At 61.5% G+C, this 15,741-nt stretch carries 20 protein-coding genes; 2 read left to right on the top strand and 18 right to left on the bottom strand.

The annotated features are described in order from the left end of the window. Nucleotide 1: 1 nt before the first annotated feature. The 16 genes from BUA36_RS24735 to BUA36_RS24810 all read right to left on the bottom strand — a co-directional run bounded on the left by BUA36_RS24735 (nt 2) and on the right by BUA36_RS24810 (nt 12,662). Complete coding sequence (locus tag BUA36_RS24735; RefSeq protein WP_072788492.1) at nt 2-784, bottom strand: 2-keto-4-pentenoate hydratase; 783 nt, start codon at nt 782-784, stop codon at nt 2-4. Next, entirely contained in the window at nt 781-1,179 is a 399-nt protein-coding gene (locus BUA36_RS24740) for a RidA family protein (protein WP_072788494.1), read from the bottom strand. Before BUA36_RS24740 ends, BUA36_RS24735 begins: the two co-directional genes overlap by 4 nt. Nucleotides 1,180-1,188: 9 nt before the next feature. Next, the gene (locus BUA36_RS24745) at nt 1,189-2,658 is read right to left on the bottom strand and encodes a 2-hydroxymuconic semialdehyde dehydrogenase (protein ID WP_072788496.1); all 1,470 of its coding nucleotides are present in this window, start codon (nt 2,656-2,658) and stop codon (nt 1,189-1,191) included. 94 nt (nt 2,659-2,752) lie between these two features. After that, nucleotides 2,753-3,754 carry a LysR substrate-binding domain-containing protein gene (locus tag BUA36_RS24750; protein ID WP_072788498.1) on the bottom strand — a complete coding sequence of 334 codons (1,002 nt, stop codon included), beginning with the start codon at nt 3,752-3,754 and terminating at the stop codon, nt 2,753-2,755. Beyond that, nucleotides 3,744-4,400, bottom strand: a complete 657-nt coding sequence (locus BUA36_RS24755; RefSeq protein WP_072788500.1) for a GntR family transcriptional regulator — start codon at nt 4,398-4,400, stop codon at nt 3,744-3,746. The genes BUA36_RS24750 and BUA36_RS24755 overlap by 11 nt, the downstream gene beginning before the upstream one ends. Nucleotides 4,401-4,438: 38 nt before the next feature. Next, nucleotides 4,439-4,861, bottom strand: coding sequence for a VOC family protein (locus BUA36_RS24760; protein ID WP_072788502.1), 423 nt, complete (start codon nt 4,859-4,861; stop codon nt 4,439-4,441). Between the two features lie 11 nt (nt 4,862-4,872). Further along, nucleotides 4,873-5,664: a sulfite exporter TauE/SafE family protein gene (locus BUA36_RS24765; protein ID WP_072788505.1), complete on the bottom strand. Its 792-nt coding sequence runs from the start codon at nt 5,662-5,664 to the stop codon at nt 4,873-4,875. Between the two features lie 11 nt (nt 5,665-5,675). Further along, nucleotides 5,676-6,293: a malonic semialdehyde reductase gene (locus tag BUA36_RS24770; protein ID WP_072788507.1), complete on the bottom strand. Its 618-nt coding sequence runs from the start codon at nt 6,291-6,293 to the stop codon at nt 5,676-5,678. After that, nucleotides 6,290-6,667 (bottom strand): RidA family protein, encoded by a 378-nt coding sequence (locus BUA36_RS24775; protein ID WP_072788509.1) that lies wholly within the window; start codon nt 6,665-6,667, stop codon nt 6,290-6,292. The genes BUA36_RS24770 and BUA36_RS24775 overlap by 4 nt, the downstream gene beginning before the upstream one ends. Continuing rightward, the gene (locus BUA36_RS24780) at nt 6,664-7,581 is read right to left on the bottom strand and encodes a dihydrodipicolinate synthase family protein (protein WP_072788511.1); all 918 of its coding nucleotides are present in this window, start codon (nt 7,579-7,581) and stop codon (nt 6,664-6,666) included. The genes BUA36_RS24775 and BUA36_RS24780 overlap by 4 nt, the downstream gene beginning before the upstream one ends. A gap of 19 nt (nt 7,582-7,600) precedes the next feature. Continuing rightward, entirely contained in the window at nt 7,601-8,587 is a 987-nt protein-coding gene (locus BUA36_RS24785) for an alpha/beta hydrolase (protein ID WP_072788513.1), read from the bottom strand. Continuing rightward, nucleotides 8,587-9,393: an ABC transporter ATP-binding protein gene (locus tag BUA36_RS24790; protein ID WP_139260685.1), complete on the bottom strand. Its 807-nt coding sequence runs from the start codon at nt 9,391-9,393 to the stop codon at nt 8,587-8,589. Before BUA36_RS24790 ends, BUA36_RS24785 begins: the two co-directional genes overlap by 1 nt. Continuing rightward, nucleotides 9,393-10,139 (bottom strand): ABC transporter permease, encoded by a 747-nt coding sequence (locus BUA36_RS24795; RefSeq protein WP_072788516.1) that lies wholly within the window; start codon nt 10,137-10,139, stop codon nt 9,393-9,395. Before BUA36_RS24795 ends, BUA36_RS24790 begins: the two co-directional genes overlap by 1 nt. Nucleotides 10,140-10,151: 12 nt before the next feature. Then, a complete protein-coding gene (locus BUA36_RS24800; protein WP_072788518.1) occupies nt 10,152-10,694 on the bottom strand; it encodes a VOC family protein in 543 nt (180 codons plus the stop codon). Nucleotides 10,695-10,719: 25 nt separating this feature from the next. Next, a complete protein-coding gene (locus tag BUA36_RS24805) occupies nt 10,720-11,724 on the bottom strand; it encodes an ABC transporter substrate-binding protein (protein WP_072788520.1) in 1,005 nt (334 codons plus the stop codon). Further along, complete coding sequence (locus BUA36_RS24810) at nt 11,721-12,662, bottom strand: fumarylacetoacetate hydrolase family protein (protein WP_072788522.1); 942 nt, start codon at nt 12,660-12,662, stop codon at nt 11,721-11,723. Before BUA36_RS24810 ends, BUA36_RS24805 begins: the two co-directional genes overlap by 4 nt. A 106-nt stretch (nt 12,663-12,768) precedes the next feature. Here BUA36_RS24810 and BUA36_RS24815 point away from each other — a divergent pair, with 106 nt between their 5' ends. After that, complete coding sequence (locus BUA36_RS24815) at nt 12,769-13,677, top strand: 2-hydroxyacid dehydrogenase (RefSeq protein ID WP_072788524.1); 909 nt, start codon at nt 12,769-12,771, stop codon at nt 13,675-13,677. On the opposite strand, the gene BUA36_RS24820 is transcribed toward BUA36_RS24815, so the two are convergent. Further along, nucleotides 13,670-14,149: a VOC family protein gene (locus tag BUA36_RS24820; RefSeq protein WP_072788526.1), complete on the bottom strand. Its 480-nt coding sequence runs from the start codon at nt 14,147-14,149 to the stop codon at nt 13,670-13,672. The two genes, BUA36_RS24815 and BUA36_RS24820, sit on opposite strands and share 8 nt — an antisense overlap. Nucleotides 14,150-14,287: 138 nt before the next feature. Between BUA36_RS24820 and BUA36_RS24825 the strand changes: the two genes are divergently transcribed. Next, complete coding sequence (locus tag BUA36_RS24825; protein ID WP_072788528.1) at nt 14,288-15,361, top strand: porin; 1,074 nt, start codon at nt 14,288-14,290, stop codon at nt 15,359-15,361. A gap of 91 nt (nt 15,362-15,452) precedes the next feature. On the opposite strand, the gene BUA36_RS24830 is transcribed toward BUA36_RS24825, so the two are convergent. Then, nucleotides 15,453-15,741 (bottom strand): integrase core domain-containing protein (locus BUA36_RS24830; protein ID WP_139260686.1); only part of this gene is annotated, 289 nt, incomplete at its 5' end.

The raw sequence follows: 15,741 nt of genomic DNA on the forward strand, positions 1-15,741 counted from the left end.
ATCAGGCGCTGAAGGCGGCACGCACAATGCCCAGGCCTTCGATGCTCGCTTCGAATACATCACCGGGACGGGCCACGGCCATCGGCCCAAGTGCGCCGGTCAGCACAATGTCGCCGGCCTGCAATGGGCTGCCGAGACGCGCCATGGTGTCGGCCAGCCAGACAGCCGCGCGCAGCGGATTACCGAGACAGGCCGCACCCGCGCCAACCGATACCTGTTCGCCGCGCTTCTCCATCACCATGCCGCAACCCATCACGTCAAACTCGGACAGCTTGACGGGACGCGAGCCCAGTACAAACAAGCCGCTCGACGCGTTGTCGGCAATGGTGTCCGCCAGGCGGATATCCCAGTTGGCGATGCGGCTGCCGACGATCTCGATGGACGGCAGCGCATAGGCGGTGGCGCGCAGGATGTCGGCGACGGTATTCTGTTCATGCGGCAGTGAGCGCTCCAGCACCAGCGCGATCTCCGCTTCCACCTTCGGTTGCAGCACGCGGCCCGGTGCGACTTCTTCGCCATCGCACAGGCACATATCGGCAAACAGCATGCCGAAGTCCGGCTGGTTCACGCCAAGCTGCTTCTGCACCGCGACCGAAGTCAGGCCGATCTTGCGGCCGACGGCACGGCGGCCACGTACCAGCCAGCGGTCGGTATTGATCTTCTGGACCGCGTAGGCGCGTTCGATGTCGGTAGCGCCAATCAGGTCGCGTACCGGCGCGCATGGTTCGCCGCGCTGGTGCGCTTCCCAGATCAGGTCAGCGGCTTGCTGTACTTGCATATTCATGGACGGCGCTCCTGCACAAAGGTGAATTCGATTTCCACACTGGCGCCCAGCGGCAGCGCACTGACGCCGATGCTGGTACGGGCTGGTGGCGTGACATCCGGCGTGAACACGGCTTCCCATGCGGCGTTGATCTCGCCGAACAAGTCCATGCGCGTGGTGTAGATACGGGCAATCAGCAACTGGTCCAGCGTGACGCCGTAATCCGGCAAGGCACGCTGCAGGATGGCGAGGATGAAGGCCGCTTCGGCGCCAGGGCCGCCGGCCATCAGCGCGCCGGTGCCGGGGTCGAGGGCAATCATGCCGGACAGCTGCACCGTGTCGCCGATATGCACGCATGGGCTGTAGCGGAAGCGCGGCGCAGCGACCGCCGGGGACTGTATCGTTTGGCGTTGCATGCTATCTCCTTACAGTTTGATGCAGATGTTGGCGACGTCGGAATAGAAGTCGAGCGAATAGCGGCCGCCTTCACGCCCAAGGCCGGACAGCTTGACGCCGCCAAATGGGGTGCGCAGGTCGCGCAGATACCAGGTGTTGACCCAGACCAGACCCACATGGATGCGGCGCGCAACGCGATGCGCGCGTGACAGGTTGGTAGTCCACAGCGCGCAGGCCAGGCCGTACTTGCTGTCGTTGACACGGGCGATGATTTCCTCCTCATCGTCAAACGGCGCGATATGGCATACCGGGCCGAAGATCTCTTCCGTATTGCAGCGCGCGTTATCCGGCAGGCCAGTCCACACGGTCGGTTGCACGTACGCGCCTTCGTCGCGCGCATCGCCAAATACCGGCACGCCGCCGCCAGCGACCACCGTCGCGCCCTCTTCCACCGCCAGGCGGTAGTAGCTCAACACCTTGTCGCGGTGGCCGTGCGAGATCAGCGGCCCCATATCCACATCCGCTTCCTCGGGGAAGCCAATGCGCAGCGCCTGTACTTTCTGTTTGATGGCGGTGACGAATTTGTCGTAGATCGAGCGGTGCACATAAACGCGCTCGGAGCACAGGCATACCTGGCCGGAGTTGGTGAACGAGGAACGCATGACGCCAGCGACAGCCGCGTCAAAGTCCGCATCCGCAAACACCACGGCAGCGTTCTTGCCGCCCAACTCAAACGACACCTCTTTCACACCATCCGCCACCGCTTTCATGATGGTGCTGCCGGTGCGCGATTCGCCGGTAAAAGTCAGTGCATCGATGCCTGCGCTTTGCGTGAGGAACTGGCCCGCGGAATCAGCACCGCGGCCATGCACCAGATTGAAGACGCCCGCTGGCACGCCTGCCTGGCAAATCACTTCTGCCAGCAGCGTCGCGCTGGTCGGCGATTCCTCGGATGGCTTGGCGATGACCGCATTACCGCAAGCCAGCGCCGGCGCCACTTTCCACGTCAACAGCAGCAGCGGCAGGTTCCACGGCGAGATGATCCCCACCACGCCCAACGGTTTGCGCACCGTGTAATTCAGCGCGCCAGCACCGTCGGCGGTCGGCATTTCGAAAGCATCCGAATTGGCGCATGCCGCCAGGTCGGCGAAGGTACGGAAGTTGGTGATGGCGCGGGCGATGTCCAGGCTGCGCGCCTGATGGACCGGGCGGCCGGTGTCGGCCACTTCGGCGGCGACGAATTCGTCGAAGCGCGCCTCGATGCCGTCGGCGATTTTATGCAGCATGGCGGAACGCTGCTGCACGCTCATCTTGCCCCAGGGGCCGGACAGCGCGCGGCGCGCCGCTGCCACCGCCGACTCCACGGTAGCGCGGTCGGCTTCGGATACCCGCGACAGCAGGCGGCCATCAACAGGTGCGATGTTATCGAAAGTCGCTGCGCTGGCGACGAATTCGCCACCGATGTAGTGGCGCAGCAGGGCCGGTGATTCTGGTTTCAAGGCTGTCTCCTTATGCTCGGTATGAAATCGAGTATAGGGAGAAGCTGAAATAAAATATAATGAAAAAACCGGACTCAGGTATTCCTGTTTTTTATTACAACTCGCTGGCGGCGAGCGTCAGGCACTTGATGAATTTTGCCGCAGCCGGCGTGCTGGCGCGGTCATCGCGCACCGAATAGCCGATGCGGCCGAAGGCGCCGATATCGCCCAGCTCCAGTATCGTCAGCAACTGCAGTTGCGCAAAGTGCTGCGCCACGGCGCGCGGCATCAGGTTAATCGCCTGCATGGACTGCAGCAGGCCGATATTCGTCAGCAGCGATAACGATTCGACCACATTGGATGGCATGGGCAGGCCGGCGTCCGCAAACAGCCGTTCGGCACGCAGGCGCGCGGGCGACTCCATCGTCGGCAGCAGCCATGGCCAGTCGAGCAGCTGTTTCAATGCGATTTTTGACTGGCTGGCCAGCGGATGTCCGCGCCAGACCACGGCGCACAGAGCTTCGCTGTACAACTCCGTGTGGCGGAAGCTGTACATGCGGGCCAGCGGCAGGTCTGCTTCCGGCAGACGCCCTACCACCAGATCCAGCTCACCGGTGGCAAGCGCCGGGAACAGGCGGTCCGTCGGGCCTTCGCGCACCGTCACCAGCACGCCAGGGCGCTCGGCCTTCAGCCTGGCGATAGCGCTCGGCAGCAGCCGTGCCGATGCCGAGATCAGCGTACCAATCACTACATGGCCTGATTCGCCGGAGCGGAAGGAATTCAGTTCGTCAGTCAGATAACGCAGTTCGGCGATGACGGCTTTCACGCGGTCGCCCAGCAGGGCCGCATAGCAGGTCGGCACTACGCCGCGGTTGGTGCGCTCAAACAGCTCGACGCCCAGATCCGCTTCCAGTTCCTGGATCGCCTTGGTGACGGCGGGCTGGGTCAAATTCAGCTCGCGCGCCGCGCGGGCGATGGATTGCGACGCCAGCACGCGGTCAAAAATCAGCAGCGGCTTGAGTTTGATCCGCCGCAGCATGACGTCCACCAGCGGGATATTGACGCGGGCGCCCTCCCCCGGCCGCTCTGCCGGCAGATCGTCGTCATCAGGCAGCATGGGCGTCCTGACGCTCGCGCATTACTTCCAGCACGTGGACATTGAGACGGTTGGCATGGTCGCGCATCGCCAGATACGAACGCTCCGCATCCGAGGCGACGATGGCGTCAACGATGGCAGCATGTTCTTCCTGCGACTTGGCCAGGCGCCGCTCCACGCCGCCCTGCGCAGCGCGGAACTGGTTCAGGCGCAGGCGCAGCTTGTCGATGCTCTCGGCCAGGCTGCGGTTATGTGCGCCCGCGCAGATCAATTGATGGAACTTCGCATTCATCTCCAGGTAGCCTTCTTCGTCGCCCCGTTCGATGCACTCCAGGCTTTGCAGATGGATCAGCTCCAGTTGTTTTTTCTGCACAGCGCTCATGCGCTCTGCGCTGATGCGGCAGCACAGTGCCTCCAGCTCACCCATCGCTTCCAGCGTATCGGCCAGTTCATCGATGCTGATGCTGACCACAACGCCGCCTTTGCGCGGACGCAGCTCGATCAGGCCATTCGAGGCCAGTTCGCGCAGCGCAGCGCGGATGGGTGTGCGCGAGACTTTGAAGCGCTCGCCGATGGCGTTTTCTTCCAGGCTGTCTCCAGGCGCCAGGGTACCGTTGATAATCTCGTCTGCAAGGATGCGATAAAGCCGCATCGAAATGGTTTCCATCGTTTTTGCTCTTATCTACAAAGTTTTGACACTATAAACTATCGCGCGAACAGCTGGTTCAATGCCGCCAGCCCCTTGAATTCCAGCGCATTACCGGATGGATCAAGGAAGAACATGGTGGACTGTTCGCCCGGCTGACCGGCAAAGCGCACGTGCGGCTCCACCACAAAACTGACGCCCGCCGCGCGCACACTCTTGGCCAGCCCATGCCACTTGGGCATGTCCAGCACGATGCCAAAATGCGGCATCGGCACCGCTTCGCCATCGACCTGCCCGGCCTGCGCAGACACCTGCATGCCAGGCTTGAGATGCAGCGACAGCTGGTGGCCCAGACAATCAAAGTCTACCCAGCGCTCCGTGCTACGGCCCTCGGTAAATCCGAGGACGCCGCCATAGAAGCCTCGCGCCTCGTCCAGATCGCGCACGAAGAAGGCCAGATGAAATGGGTACAGTGCATTCATATGCATTCCTTTTAAAACAGCGACGACAACATCTTGGTCCCCACCACCAATAGCAGCAGCGCAAACAGCTTTTTCAGTTTCGCGACAGGCAGCGCATGTGCCCAGCGCGCGCCCAGCGGTGCGGTCAGCACGCTGACGCCCGCCACCGCCACCAACGCCGGCAGATAGACGAAGCCCAGACTGTATTCCGGCAGCCCCGTCACACGCCAGCCATTGACCACATAGCCGACCGCCCCCGCCAGCGCAATCGGAAAGCCCAGAGCGGCCGAGGTACCAATCACCGTGTGCAGCGGCACATTACACCACGTCATAAACGGAACGGACAAGGTGCCGCCGCCGATGCCGACGAAGCTCGAGACCACGCCAATCGCGCCGCCGGAGGCCAGCATGCCACCGCGCTCGGGCAGCTGGCGGCTGGGTTTGGGCTTGATATTCATGAGCATCTGCGCTGCGACAAAGTAGGCGAAAGCCACAAAAATCACTTTCAACAGATTGCTGGACATGTGGGCTGTAAGCCACACACCTGCCAGGGTGCCAAGCACAATGCCAGGTGTGAGCTTGCGCACCACCGCCCAATCGACCGCACCACGCCGATGGTGCGAGCGCAGGCTGGCGACAGACGTGAACAGTATCGACGCCATCGAGGTGCCCAAGGCGAGATGCAGCGTGTATTGGGGAGGAAAATGATGGGCCGCGTACATGAAGGTCAGCACCGGTACGATGACCGTGCCGCCGCCGACACCCAACAGGCCAGCCAGAATCCCGGCGAACGCGCCGAGACCGAGGTAGAGCAGAATATCCATATGTGTTCTCTTTAGAGTAGCGTGCAGGCCTGCTCAAAGCGCAGGCGCGGGCTGCGTGGGAAGATCCTGGCGTGGTCGCCGTGACCGAGGTTGCAGATGAAGTTCACGCGCACGCGCCCATCGGCAAAGAACTCCCGATTCACCGCTTGCGCATCGAAACCGGAGACGGGGCCGCAGTCCAGTCCCAGCGCACGCGCCGCCAGCATCAGGTAAGCGCCTTGCAGGCTGCCGTTGCGAAAAGCGGTCGCCTCGGCCAGCGCCGCATTGTTCGCGAACAGCGCGGCGGTAGATGGGTTATGCGGGAACAGCTGCGGCAGATGCTCATGGAAACGCAAGTCGTAGCCGATGACCGCTACCACCGGCGCATCACGCACCTTGTCCACATTGCCGGGATTGACGGCGGGGAGCAGCCGCGCGCGGGCTTCGGCGGTGCGCAGGAACAGTACGCGCGCAGGACTGCCATTCACACTGGTCGGGCACAGCTTCATGAGGTCATAAATCTGCTCCAGCAGCTCATCGCTCACCGGCGTTGGCAGCCAGCCATTGTGCGAGCGTGCAGTACGAAACAGCAGGTCCAGACCTGCATCGTCGAGCCGGGAGGCAACGCGATCTTCTGTCCGGACGCTCATGCTGCCTCCGGCTTGTATGCAGTTACACTCAACTCCACCACCATATCTGGATGCGGCAACTGCGCCACACCGACCGTCGCGCGGGCGGCGCGGCCGTTGAAGGACTGAGCGTACACCGCATTGTAGGCATCGAAGTACGCCATGTCCGTGAGATAGCTGGTCACGGTCACGCAATCGTCTAGCGTGGCGCCAGCCTCCGCCAGTGCGGCTCTGACCTTGTCGATCACAACGCGCGTCTGCAGGGCCGCGTCATACGGGCCGGCACCGGCAACGCTGCCATCCGCCTGTCGCGCACTCATGCCGGAGACGTAGATGAAATCCCCGGCCCGGCACCACGCCGGATAACGCCCCAGCGGCGCGATGGCAGCGCTCATGATGCCTCCAGGCCGGGCATGGCGAAACCTGCGGCCGACAACAACGCCTGCAATTCGCTCTGCTGCTGTTCACTCAACGCCCGTAGCGGTGGACGCTGGCGCTGCCACTGCTGGTCATCGCGATAGTGCGCTATCGTCCATTTAAGCGCCGCGATCATTGGGTATTTCTGGATGATCTGGCGTATCGTATCCAGCGAAGCCTGCGCTTTGGCCGCATCCGGCGCGCGCCAGTTTGCGCACATCGCGCTGATTGCGGCAGGATTGATGTTGATGGTGGCAGAGATGCAGCCCGCCGCACCGAGAGGCAAAGCCCGCGACAACAAACTCTCCGACGCGGGGAAAATCGACAGCTGCGGGAAACTGGTCAGCATCGCCTCCAGATTCGCCCAATCGCCAGAGCTGTCCTTGACGCCGGCGATCTGCTGCGGGAAGCGCGATGCCAGGCGTTCAATCAAATTCAGCGAAATCGGCACGCCGGAGAAAGCCGGTATGTGATACAGGAACACCCGCAGGTTGTCCATGGCCACGCGCTCAATCACTTCCGTGTAGTAGTCGAACAGGCCATCGTCCGAAACGCCTTTGTAGAAAAACGGCGGCAGCATCAGCACACCTGCGCAACCATGCAAGGTCGCCTGATGGCTCAGTTCCACCGTATCCGGCAGCGCACAACAGCCGGTGCCAGGCAAAATCCGGCTCGCATCCAGGCCCTGGCCGATCAAGTGATCGAGCAGCATCACGCGCTCGCTGACGGTCAGCGAATTGGCTTCGCTGTTGGTTCCAAAAACTGCCAGCCCTGCCCCCTGTTGCTGCAACCAGTGGCAATGCGTGGCAAAGCGTTCAAGGTCAGGACTCAGATCCGGCTTGAATGGCGTAACGGCGGGCGCAAACGCGCCTGTCAATCGGGTTGACATCATGTGTGTCTCCAATGCGTTGTTAAATGGGTCGTGTGCTGTCCAGGAAGTCGATCAACGCAGGGCCGAAGCAACGGTCCTGCGTGCCCAGATGCGCAACGACGGATGTGTGGTTATGACCCGGGACACGCAGCAAGGTGCACGCTGCGGCGGCGGCCTGCGCACGGTCATGAAACTCTCCGCCGTATGTGTCGAGATAAGGATTTTCAAATTCCGCAATCGCCACCAGCGCGGGTACGTCCAGGCGCGCGGCGTGCGTGCAAGGTGAAAGCGCCTCATAGCGCGAGGCGTCGTCGCCCCAGTAGGCACGCACACCGGCCGCATTTGGATTGCCCGGCAAGACGTCCGCCCGCAAGCGTGCGCTAATCAGCACAAGTCCAGACAGCCCGCTCTCCGCGCCGGCCACGCCGTTTCCGCCGCTTCCGCCACTGCCGACGCGCCGCGCGGCTTCAAGTGCCGGGTCAAGCACGTAGGACGCGGCGTGCGCGCCACCTGCCGAATGCCCGACCAGCACGATGTGCCGGGGATTCCCGCCAAACCGGCCGGCATTCGCGCGCAACCACGCCAAGGCCAGCGCAACATCCTCACTGCCCGCCGGATAAGGCGCCTCCGGCGCCAGCCGGTACTCCAGATTCACCGCCACATATCCCTGCTGCGCGATGTAGCGCGTCACATTGCTGTAGATCTCAGCATTGCTATTCATATTCCCACGCATGAAGGCGCCACCGTGCACGAACACCACCACCGGCGAAGGCGGCGCCCCCTGCGCATCATCCAGCCGATAGATGTCCAGGCACTGGCGCGGATGGTCGCCATACGCCAAAGCGGCATCCACCCGCACGCCATCCTTGCTGGCTGCCGCATGATGTGGCGTATAAATCGCCACCACCTGCTCGCGATGGCGGTTGATGTCCTCCGCCCAGCACGGCCCCATCGCCAGCAAAGCCTCGCGTTCGGCGTCGGACAAACCCACAAACGGCGGCGCCCACGAACGGAACGAAGCACCCATCAATAGACTCCCATGATCTGGCTGATCTGCGCGATGTACTCGCCGTATCGCGGATTGCCCTTGATGTTCTCCGGCCGTCGAGGGCGCGGCAAATCAATCGCAATATCATGAATCACACGTCCAGGACGCGCCGACATCACCAGCACACGGTCGGACAGGAACACGGCTTCCTGTATGCTGTGCGTTACCAGCAGCACGGTCTTCATATGTTCTTGCCAGATGCGCAGCAGCTCCACATTGAGCAAGTCGCGTGTCAGCGCATCCAGCGCGCCAAACGGTTCGTCCATCAGCAGTATCTGCGGGTCCAGCGCGAGAATCTGTCCGATGGACGCGCGCTGCCGCATGCCGCCCGAGAGCTGATGCGGGTGGCTGTTCTCAAAACCCGACAAGCCCAATGTCCGCGTGAGCTCCCGCACCTTGGGCGCCACCGTGGCAGCGGGTAGCTTGCGCAACTGCGCGCCAAGCATCATGTTCTGCTCAACGGTCAGCCAGGGCAGCATATTACTGGTCTGGAAAACCACACCGATATCCGGCGTCGGCCCATGCACGTCGCGATTCGCCACCTGCACCACACCTTCGCTGTGCGGTACGAGACCTGCAACGATGCGCAGCAAGGTGCTCTTGCCGCAACCACTGGGGCCAAGGATGGAGACAAACTCCCGCTCGCGTATCGACAGCGACACATCCTCCAGTGCATTCACCGATTGCTTGCCAGGGAAGCGCTTGACGACATCCGACACGCGTATCGCCAGCTTGGGCGCGGCCGGTTCCGCAATCGCACCCGGCATCACTTTAAGTTGGGCCATCAACACACCGCCTTCCCACGCCACCAGACGGCGCGCGACATAACTTCCACTGCCCAGTACAACAGGCTGGCCAGCACCGTAATCGTCAGGATCGCTGCAAACATCAGATCCGTCTGCGCATTTGCCGTGGCCAGTGTCATCAGGTGGCCCAGCCCTTTTTCCGAGCCGATGAACTCACCGACGATGGCGCCGATCACCGCCAGCGGCATCGCGATCTTCACGCCATCCACAAAACTCGGCAGCGCAGACGGCAACTGCAAGCGCAGCAAGGTGTCCCAGCGTGACGCACCCAGCGCACGGAAATGCTCCTCCAGGTTCGCCGCAATGCCGGACAAGCCGCCCAATGTCGCAATCACCAGCGGGAAGAAGGCAAACAGGAATGTCGATGCCAGCTTGGAGGAAAAGCCGTAGCCAAACCACACAATCATCAACGGCGCCAGCGCAATCTTCGGCATGCTTTGCAGCGCCGTGAGGAGCGGATACAGCGTACGCCGCGCGATGGCACTGAAGTGGATCGCCACGCCCAGCAGCAAGCCGCCTATGACCGCCAGCGCAAATCCCGCCAGCACCTCCAGCAGCGTAACCCAGCTTTCTGCCAGCAGCAGCTCGCGCTCCTCCCAGCCCGCCGCAATCACCTTGCTCAGGGAGGGCATCAGATAGCTGCGCACACCGGCCAGCGTGACACCGTATTCCCACACCAGCGCAACCGCGCCCCAGAACAGAATCGCCTCAATCGTGCGTTTCATGCGCGCCTCCGTTCAGTGTTTGCCAGACTTGGCGTCGATCACAGCCTGCGGCGGTGCGACCACAAAGTGCTTGAAGCGGTACTGATCGAAGGAGTCGATATTACGCTCCCAGACCTGCGGCCGGTAATCGCTGCCTGGCGGGATCTGCGTCATTTCGCAGTAGACTTCAACGTTGTTCCCATCCGGGTCTTTAAACACCAGGAACAGGTTCTCACCTGGGCCATGCTTGCCGATGCCGCGCACGATTTCAATACCATGCTCCTGCAGCACCTTCACCGTGCGGTCAATCTCCGCACGGTCCTCGACCAGATAGGAGAAATGCTCCAGGCCCGGCCGGCCATAATGCGGCAGATCGTTGATGCCTTCTGCATCCTTGGGAATCTGCGACAGCGCCAGGTCGTGGTGGTCTTCGCCAGAACGCAGGAACACCATCTGATCGGAAATCCAGTCCGACACCTGCAAGCCCACCACTTCCGTATAGAAGCGGACCGATTTCTGAATGTCGCGCACCATCAGCACCAGGTGCCCGAGTTTTTTTGGTCGTATTTTTTCCATGCTTGTCTCCATGTCCGTCTTGTTTTTAGTCGACGAATCGATTGGTATAAATATCGGAAGGTTTAACGCTCGTGGTCACATTGAACGCCTTGTGTACGAAGTCCACTGTCGATTGCATGCGCTCCTCCTGCATCCAGCCCGGCTTTTTGCCCGTGGCTTCTGGCGCCAGCATCAGCACCGTGGTTTCCTCGATCTGCTGGCGCAGCACCGTACGGTCGATCAGCTTCTGCTGGCTGGCCACCAGCGCAACGGCTTCCTGCGGATTCTTCGACTGGAACTCATAACCGCGATAGGTCGCCTGCATGAAGCGCTTTACCACCTCGGGCTTGGCGGCGATCAGCTTCTCGCTGGTGACAATGCCGTTGCCGTACAAATTGAGGTTGAAGTCGCGGTAGCGCAGTACGCCGATCTTCATGTCGTTTTTCTGCGCCATCTTCTCCAGCACCGGCTTGTTGGCGCCTTCCCAGCACTCGGCCAGATCGATGCTGCCGTCCAAAAACGCGGTGTTGATGACTGCAGGATCAAGACGCAGCAGCTTCACGTAATCTGCGGGAAGGCCGTTCGCCTGCAGCCACGCCGGAATCACGTTGTGCAGCGGTGACGCCGCACCGCCGCCAATCACCAGTCCTTTCAGATCCGCGATGGTCTTGATCTTGCGGCCCGGTTTATCGACATAGCACAGCGCACCCGGCCAGCGTGTATTGATGGCGCCAACCATCACCGTCTTGCCGCCCTGCGCGCGGTTCAGCATGACGCTGATCGGATCACCGTAGCCGAATTCAAACAGGCCCTGATCGACTTCATTGACGGTACGCTGCCCGCCGTAGCCGCGCGTAACGCTGACGTCCAGGCCCGCTTCGGTGTAATAACCCTTGGCGATCGCAATGAGCACACCGCTGGTGCTCCCCTGCGGCAGCCAGGCCAGGTTGAAGCGGACCGCGTCCGCGGCCGTCGCAGCTTGTGTCGCCAGTGCAGCCAATGCGATCGACGTCGTCACCGCACGGCGTATGAACCGGTGTGCGCGCTTCATGCCGCCACCACGCGGTTGCGGATGCTGCCGATCTTTTCGATGGAAGCGATCATCTCATCGCCAGGTTTCAGGTAAGTGTCGCGTCCCATGCCGACACCAGCCGGCGTGCCTGTCGCCAGCAGGTCGCCCGGCTTCAGCGTCAACATGCTGGACAGATAAGCGATCTGCTCGGCGATGTTGAAGATCATGGCGTCCGCAGTATCGTTCTGCATCATCTCGCCATTCACGCTGAGTTTCAGGCGCAGGCTTTGCGGCGCTTCGATGCAGCTGCGCGGCACCACCCATGGTCCCATCGGGCCAAAGGTATCGTGGCTCTTACCGCGGAACCAGTCATGCTTGAACGGATAATCACTGCGTCGGTTAAGGTCGCGCGCGGTGACATCGTTAAACACGGTATAGCCGGCGATCACCTCGTAAGCCTGCTCCACGCTGACATTGCGGCAGGTCTTGCCGACGATGACGCCCAGCTCCACTTCCCAATCCAGCTTTTCCGTATTGGCTGGCATGACGACATCGGTTTCGGTCGCGGTGACGCTGGTCTCCGCCTTCATGAAGCAGAACGGCGTGCTCTCCGTGCGCGGCGCCAGCTCCGTGCCCATCTCGCGTGCGTGTTCGTAGAAGTTGGAGGCCGCGCCAAAAATACGGCCCGGCGTGTAGGGGACGCACAAGCGGTACGACTGCGCAGCCAGCGGCGCCACGCGGCCACTGGCCAGCAACGGCGGCAGTGCGCGCGCCATCTGTTCCAGCAGCGCGGCGTTGGTTTCCCAGTTCTGCAAAGCGCCGCCCAGATCCTGCGCCAGACGTGGGCCCCGCTCGCCCAGCGCACCAGCTTCGATCAGCTGCGCCGTGTCATACAGCTTCTGGTCTTCCGCCACCAGCGCCAGCCGCGTACCGCCTTTGCCCAACGTGTGTTCATAACTTGCGATTGCGTGCCACATGCATTCATCTCCTCGTTATTGAATTTGGTATACAGTAGATCTTATCCGTATACATAGCAAGATGAATATGTAAAAATCTTCCTCATCACATCAAAAGGAGACGTTCATGGAGCTACTGCTCTTGATAGAAATGGCTGCGCCGTTCGTGGCGGATTTGCAGTTGCGCTGGCCACTGGCGCGGCTTACGCCGCAGCACGCCGACGCGGTTCGCATCGTCATCACCAATGGCTCCACAGGTCTGAGCGCGCAGCAGATGGACGCACTGCCCGCCTTGCAGCTGGTGTGCTGCTATGGCGCGGGATATGAAAACATCGACCTGCAAGCAGCGCAGCAGCGCGGCATCACCGTCACGCACGCACCCGGCGTGAACAACGCCACCGTGGCCGATCATGCGATGGCACTGATGCTGTCCAGCGCACGCGCCCTGCCCTTGCTGGATCGCGCAGTGAAGGCAGGCCAGTGGCTAGGCCATCGCACCGCACGCCCCGCAGTGCATGGCAAACGTCTTGGCATCGTCGGCATGGGGAATATCGGCGCGCTGATCGCGCGCCGTGCGGCAGGCTTTGATATGGAGGTCGCCTACCATGCGCGCCATCCACGGCCGGACATCGCTTACCGTTACGTCGGCGATGTGCTGGAATTGGCACGCGATAGTGATTACCTCATGCTCGCCTGTCCAGGCGGCCCGGCCACTCGCCATCTGGTGAACAAAGAAGTGCTGGACGCGCTTGGCCCGCAAGGCTTCCTGGTCAATATCGCGCGCGGCAGCGTGGTTGACACCACCGCGCTGATCGAAGCACTACAGCAGAAGCGCATTGCCGGCGCGGCGCTCGACGTCATCGAGAATGAGCCGGCGATACCGCCAGAGGCGGCGCAGCTCGATACGCTGATCCTCACGCCACACATCTCGGGCCGCTCGCCGGAGGCACAACAGGCGCAGCATGATGCGCTGCTCTACAACATCCGCGCCTGCCTGGAGGGCCAGCCGCTGCGCCATGTGCTAACGCTTAGTTGATCCCGGTGCGATCAGCCTTCAGGTCCGGATGACGCAGTGCCGGACCTGCAGCGCTGGCCGCTTCCACATCCTTCACCGCCCCGCCCCAGCCGTGATCCGTGAGGTCAATAATGACGCCATTCGGATCGCGGTACTTCACCTCATAGAAGATATTGCCCTTCACCGGCACCTCGCCCATGTAGTACGTACCGCCTGCCGCTTCCGCATCTTTGCGCGCGGCGGCGATGTCGTCCACCCACATGCCGATGTGGTGCAGGCCGACGAAATCCTTGCCGCGCTCCTCGCCCGCCGCGTGGTCGGTCTTGTAGTTCAACAGCGCAATCGACATCACGCCGTCGCTCAGATAAACGCCGCGCGCCAGCGATGAATCGGTCTCGCCGACCTTCTTGAAACCGAAAGCCTGAATATAAAACTCCGCCGTCTTCCAGGGATCGGGAACGGACAAAGCGATGTGTCGAAGCTTGGTGCTCATGGTGCTCTCCATAGTGGTTATAGGACTTGCCTCGCCATTGTACGAAGGTCGGATTTCAATGTATACGCTTTTATTTAAATGTATACATATAAATACAGCCGTTTTATGATGGCCTGATAATGACAACAGGAGACGACCATGAAACGCCACTTATCCCCCTTCGCCGCACTCATCCTCAGCCTGCCCGCCTGGGCCGCCAGCGACAATGTCACCATTTACGGCTTTCTGAAAGTCGATGCCGAAACCGTGCAGGCAGCCGGTGTCCGCACGCAGCGCGTGTCAAACAACTTGTCGGTGCTGGGCTTTCGCGGGACGGAGGATCTGGGCGGCGGCATGCAGGCCCTGTTCCAGATCGAGATGCCGGTGGCGGTGGACACAGGCGGTGGCGGCGACTTCACGCGCAATACAGCCGTGGGACTGCGTGGCAGCTTTGGCCAGGTGATGCTGGGGATCTGGGAATCGCCTTACCGCTTTGTGTCCGTGTATGCGATCGATCCTTTCACTGCAGGGATCTTCGCGTCCAATGGCATCATGGGCAATGGCTTTACCACGGCGGCGAATGCCATCGCGCCCGCCTCGTTCGACCGCCGGCAGAAAAATCTGCTGCAATACTTCACACCCGAATATCAGGGATGGAATGCCCGCATTGCGATCAGCGCGCGCGAAGAAGCCGGCGGCGGCGGCAATCCCGGCATGGCCTCAGGGCTGGTCACTTACGAGAACGGCCCGCTGTACCTGGCCTACGGCGTCGAACAGCACAAGGACTACTTCACCGCCGGCACCACCGACATCGGCCACAAGATTGGCGCCGCCTACAGCATCGGCAACACGCGCCTGCGCGCAGCATGGGAATACCTGCGCTATGAGACGACTGTCACCACGCATCTGCGCCGCAACGCGATGCAACTGGCGGCCACACATACCAGCGGACGCCATATCCTGCGGGCCTCCGCGACCAAGGCGTTTAACGCACGCGGTAACGCGACCATCAGCGTCGGCGGCATCGTACGCCCTGGCGAGGATTCAGGCGCCATGCAATATACAGTGGGCTATGGCTACACCTTATCCAAGCGCAGCGAGCTGTGGACTGCATACACGCGCGTGCGCAACGAGCGCAACGCCGCCTATAACCTGTCTGCCAATCCGATTGCAGGCTTATCGGCAGGGCAGGATCCGTCAGGGCTAGGCCTCGGTATCCTGCACAAATTCTGACACCAACCGGCGCTTGAGCTGCCATCCTGAATTAGTACAGCTTGACTAGTCCTGGAATAGGTTGACGGGTAACCGCCTTTTTCGTTACCCGCTAACTAAGCTCCATTAAAGACGCCCGATGGACTTCATCGGGCGTTTTGTATTGTAGGGCGGTATGTAACCGCTTTGTATTGTAGATTGCGATTGCTTGGCGAATCATGACCTCTGCCTGCTCCAGGTTCGCCGGTTTGCTGATAAGGAACTCGGTCTTGAGTATTCCATTGACCCGCTCGGCCAAGGCGTTTTGATAGCAGTCATATCCATCAGTCATTGAGCATACGATGCCATAACGGTGATGGATTTGTTGGTAGGCTGTAGCGCAGTATTGAATGCCCCGGTCC

Origin of the sequence: Duganella sacchari (assembly GCF_900143065.1) — a bacterium.
GTDB lineage: Bacteria > Pseudomonadota > Gammaproteobacteria > Burkholderiales > Burkholderiaceae_D > Rugamonas > Rugamonas sacchari.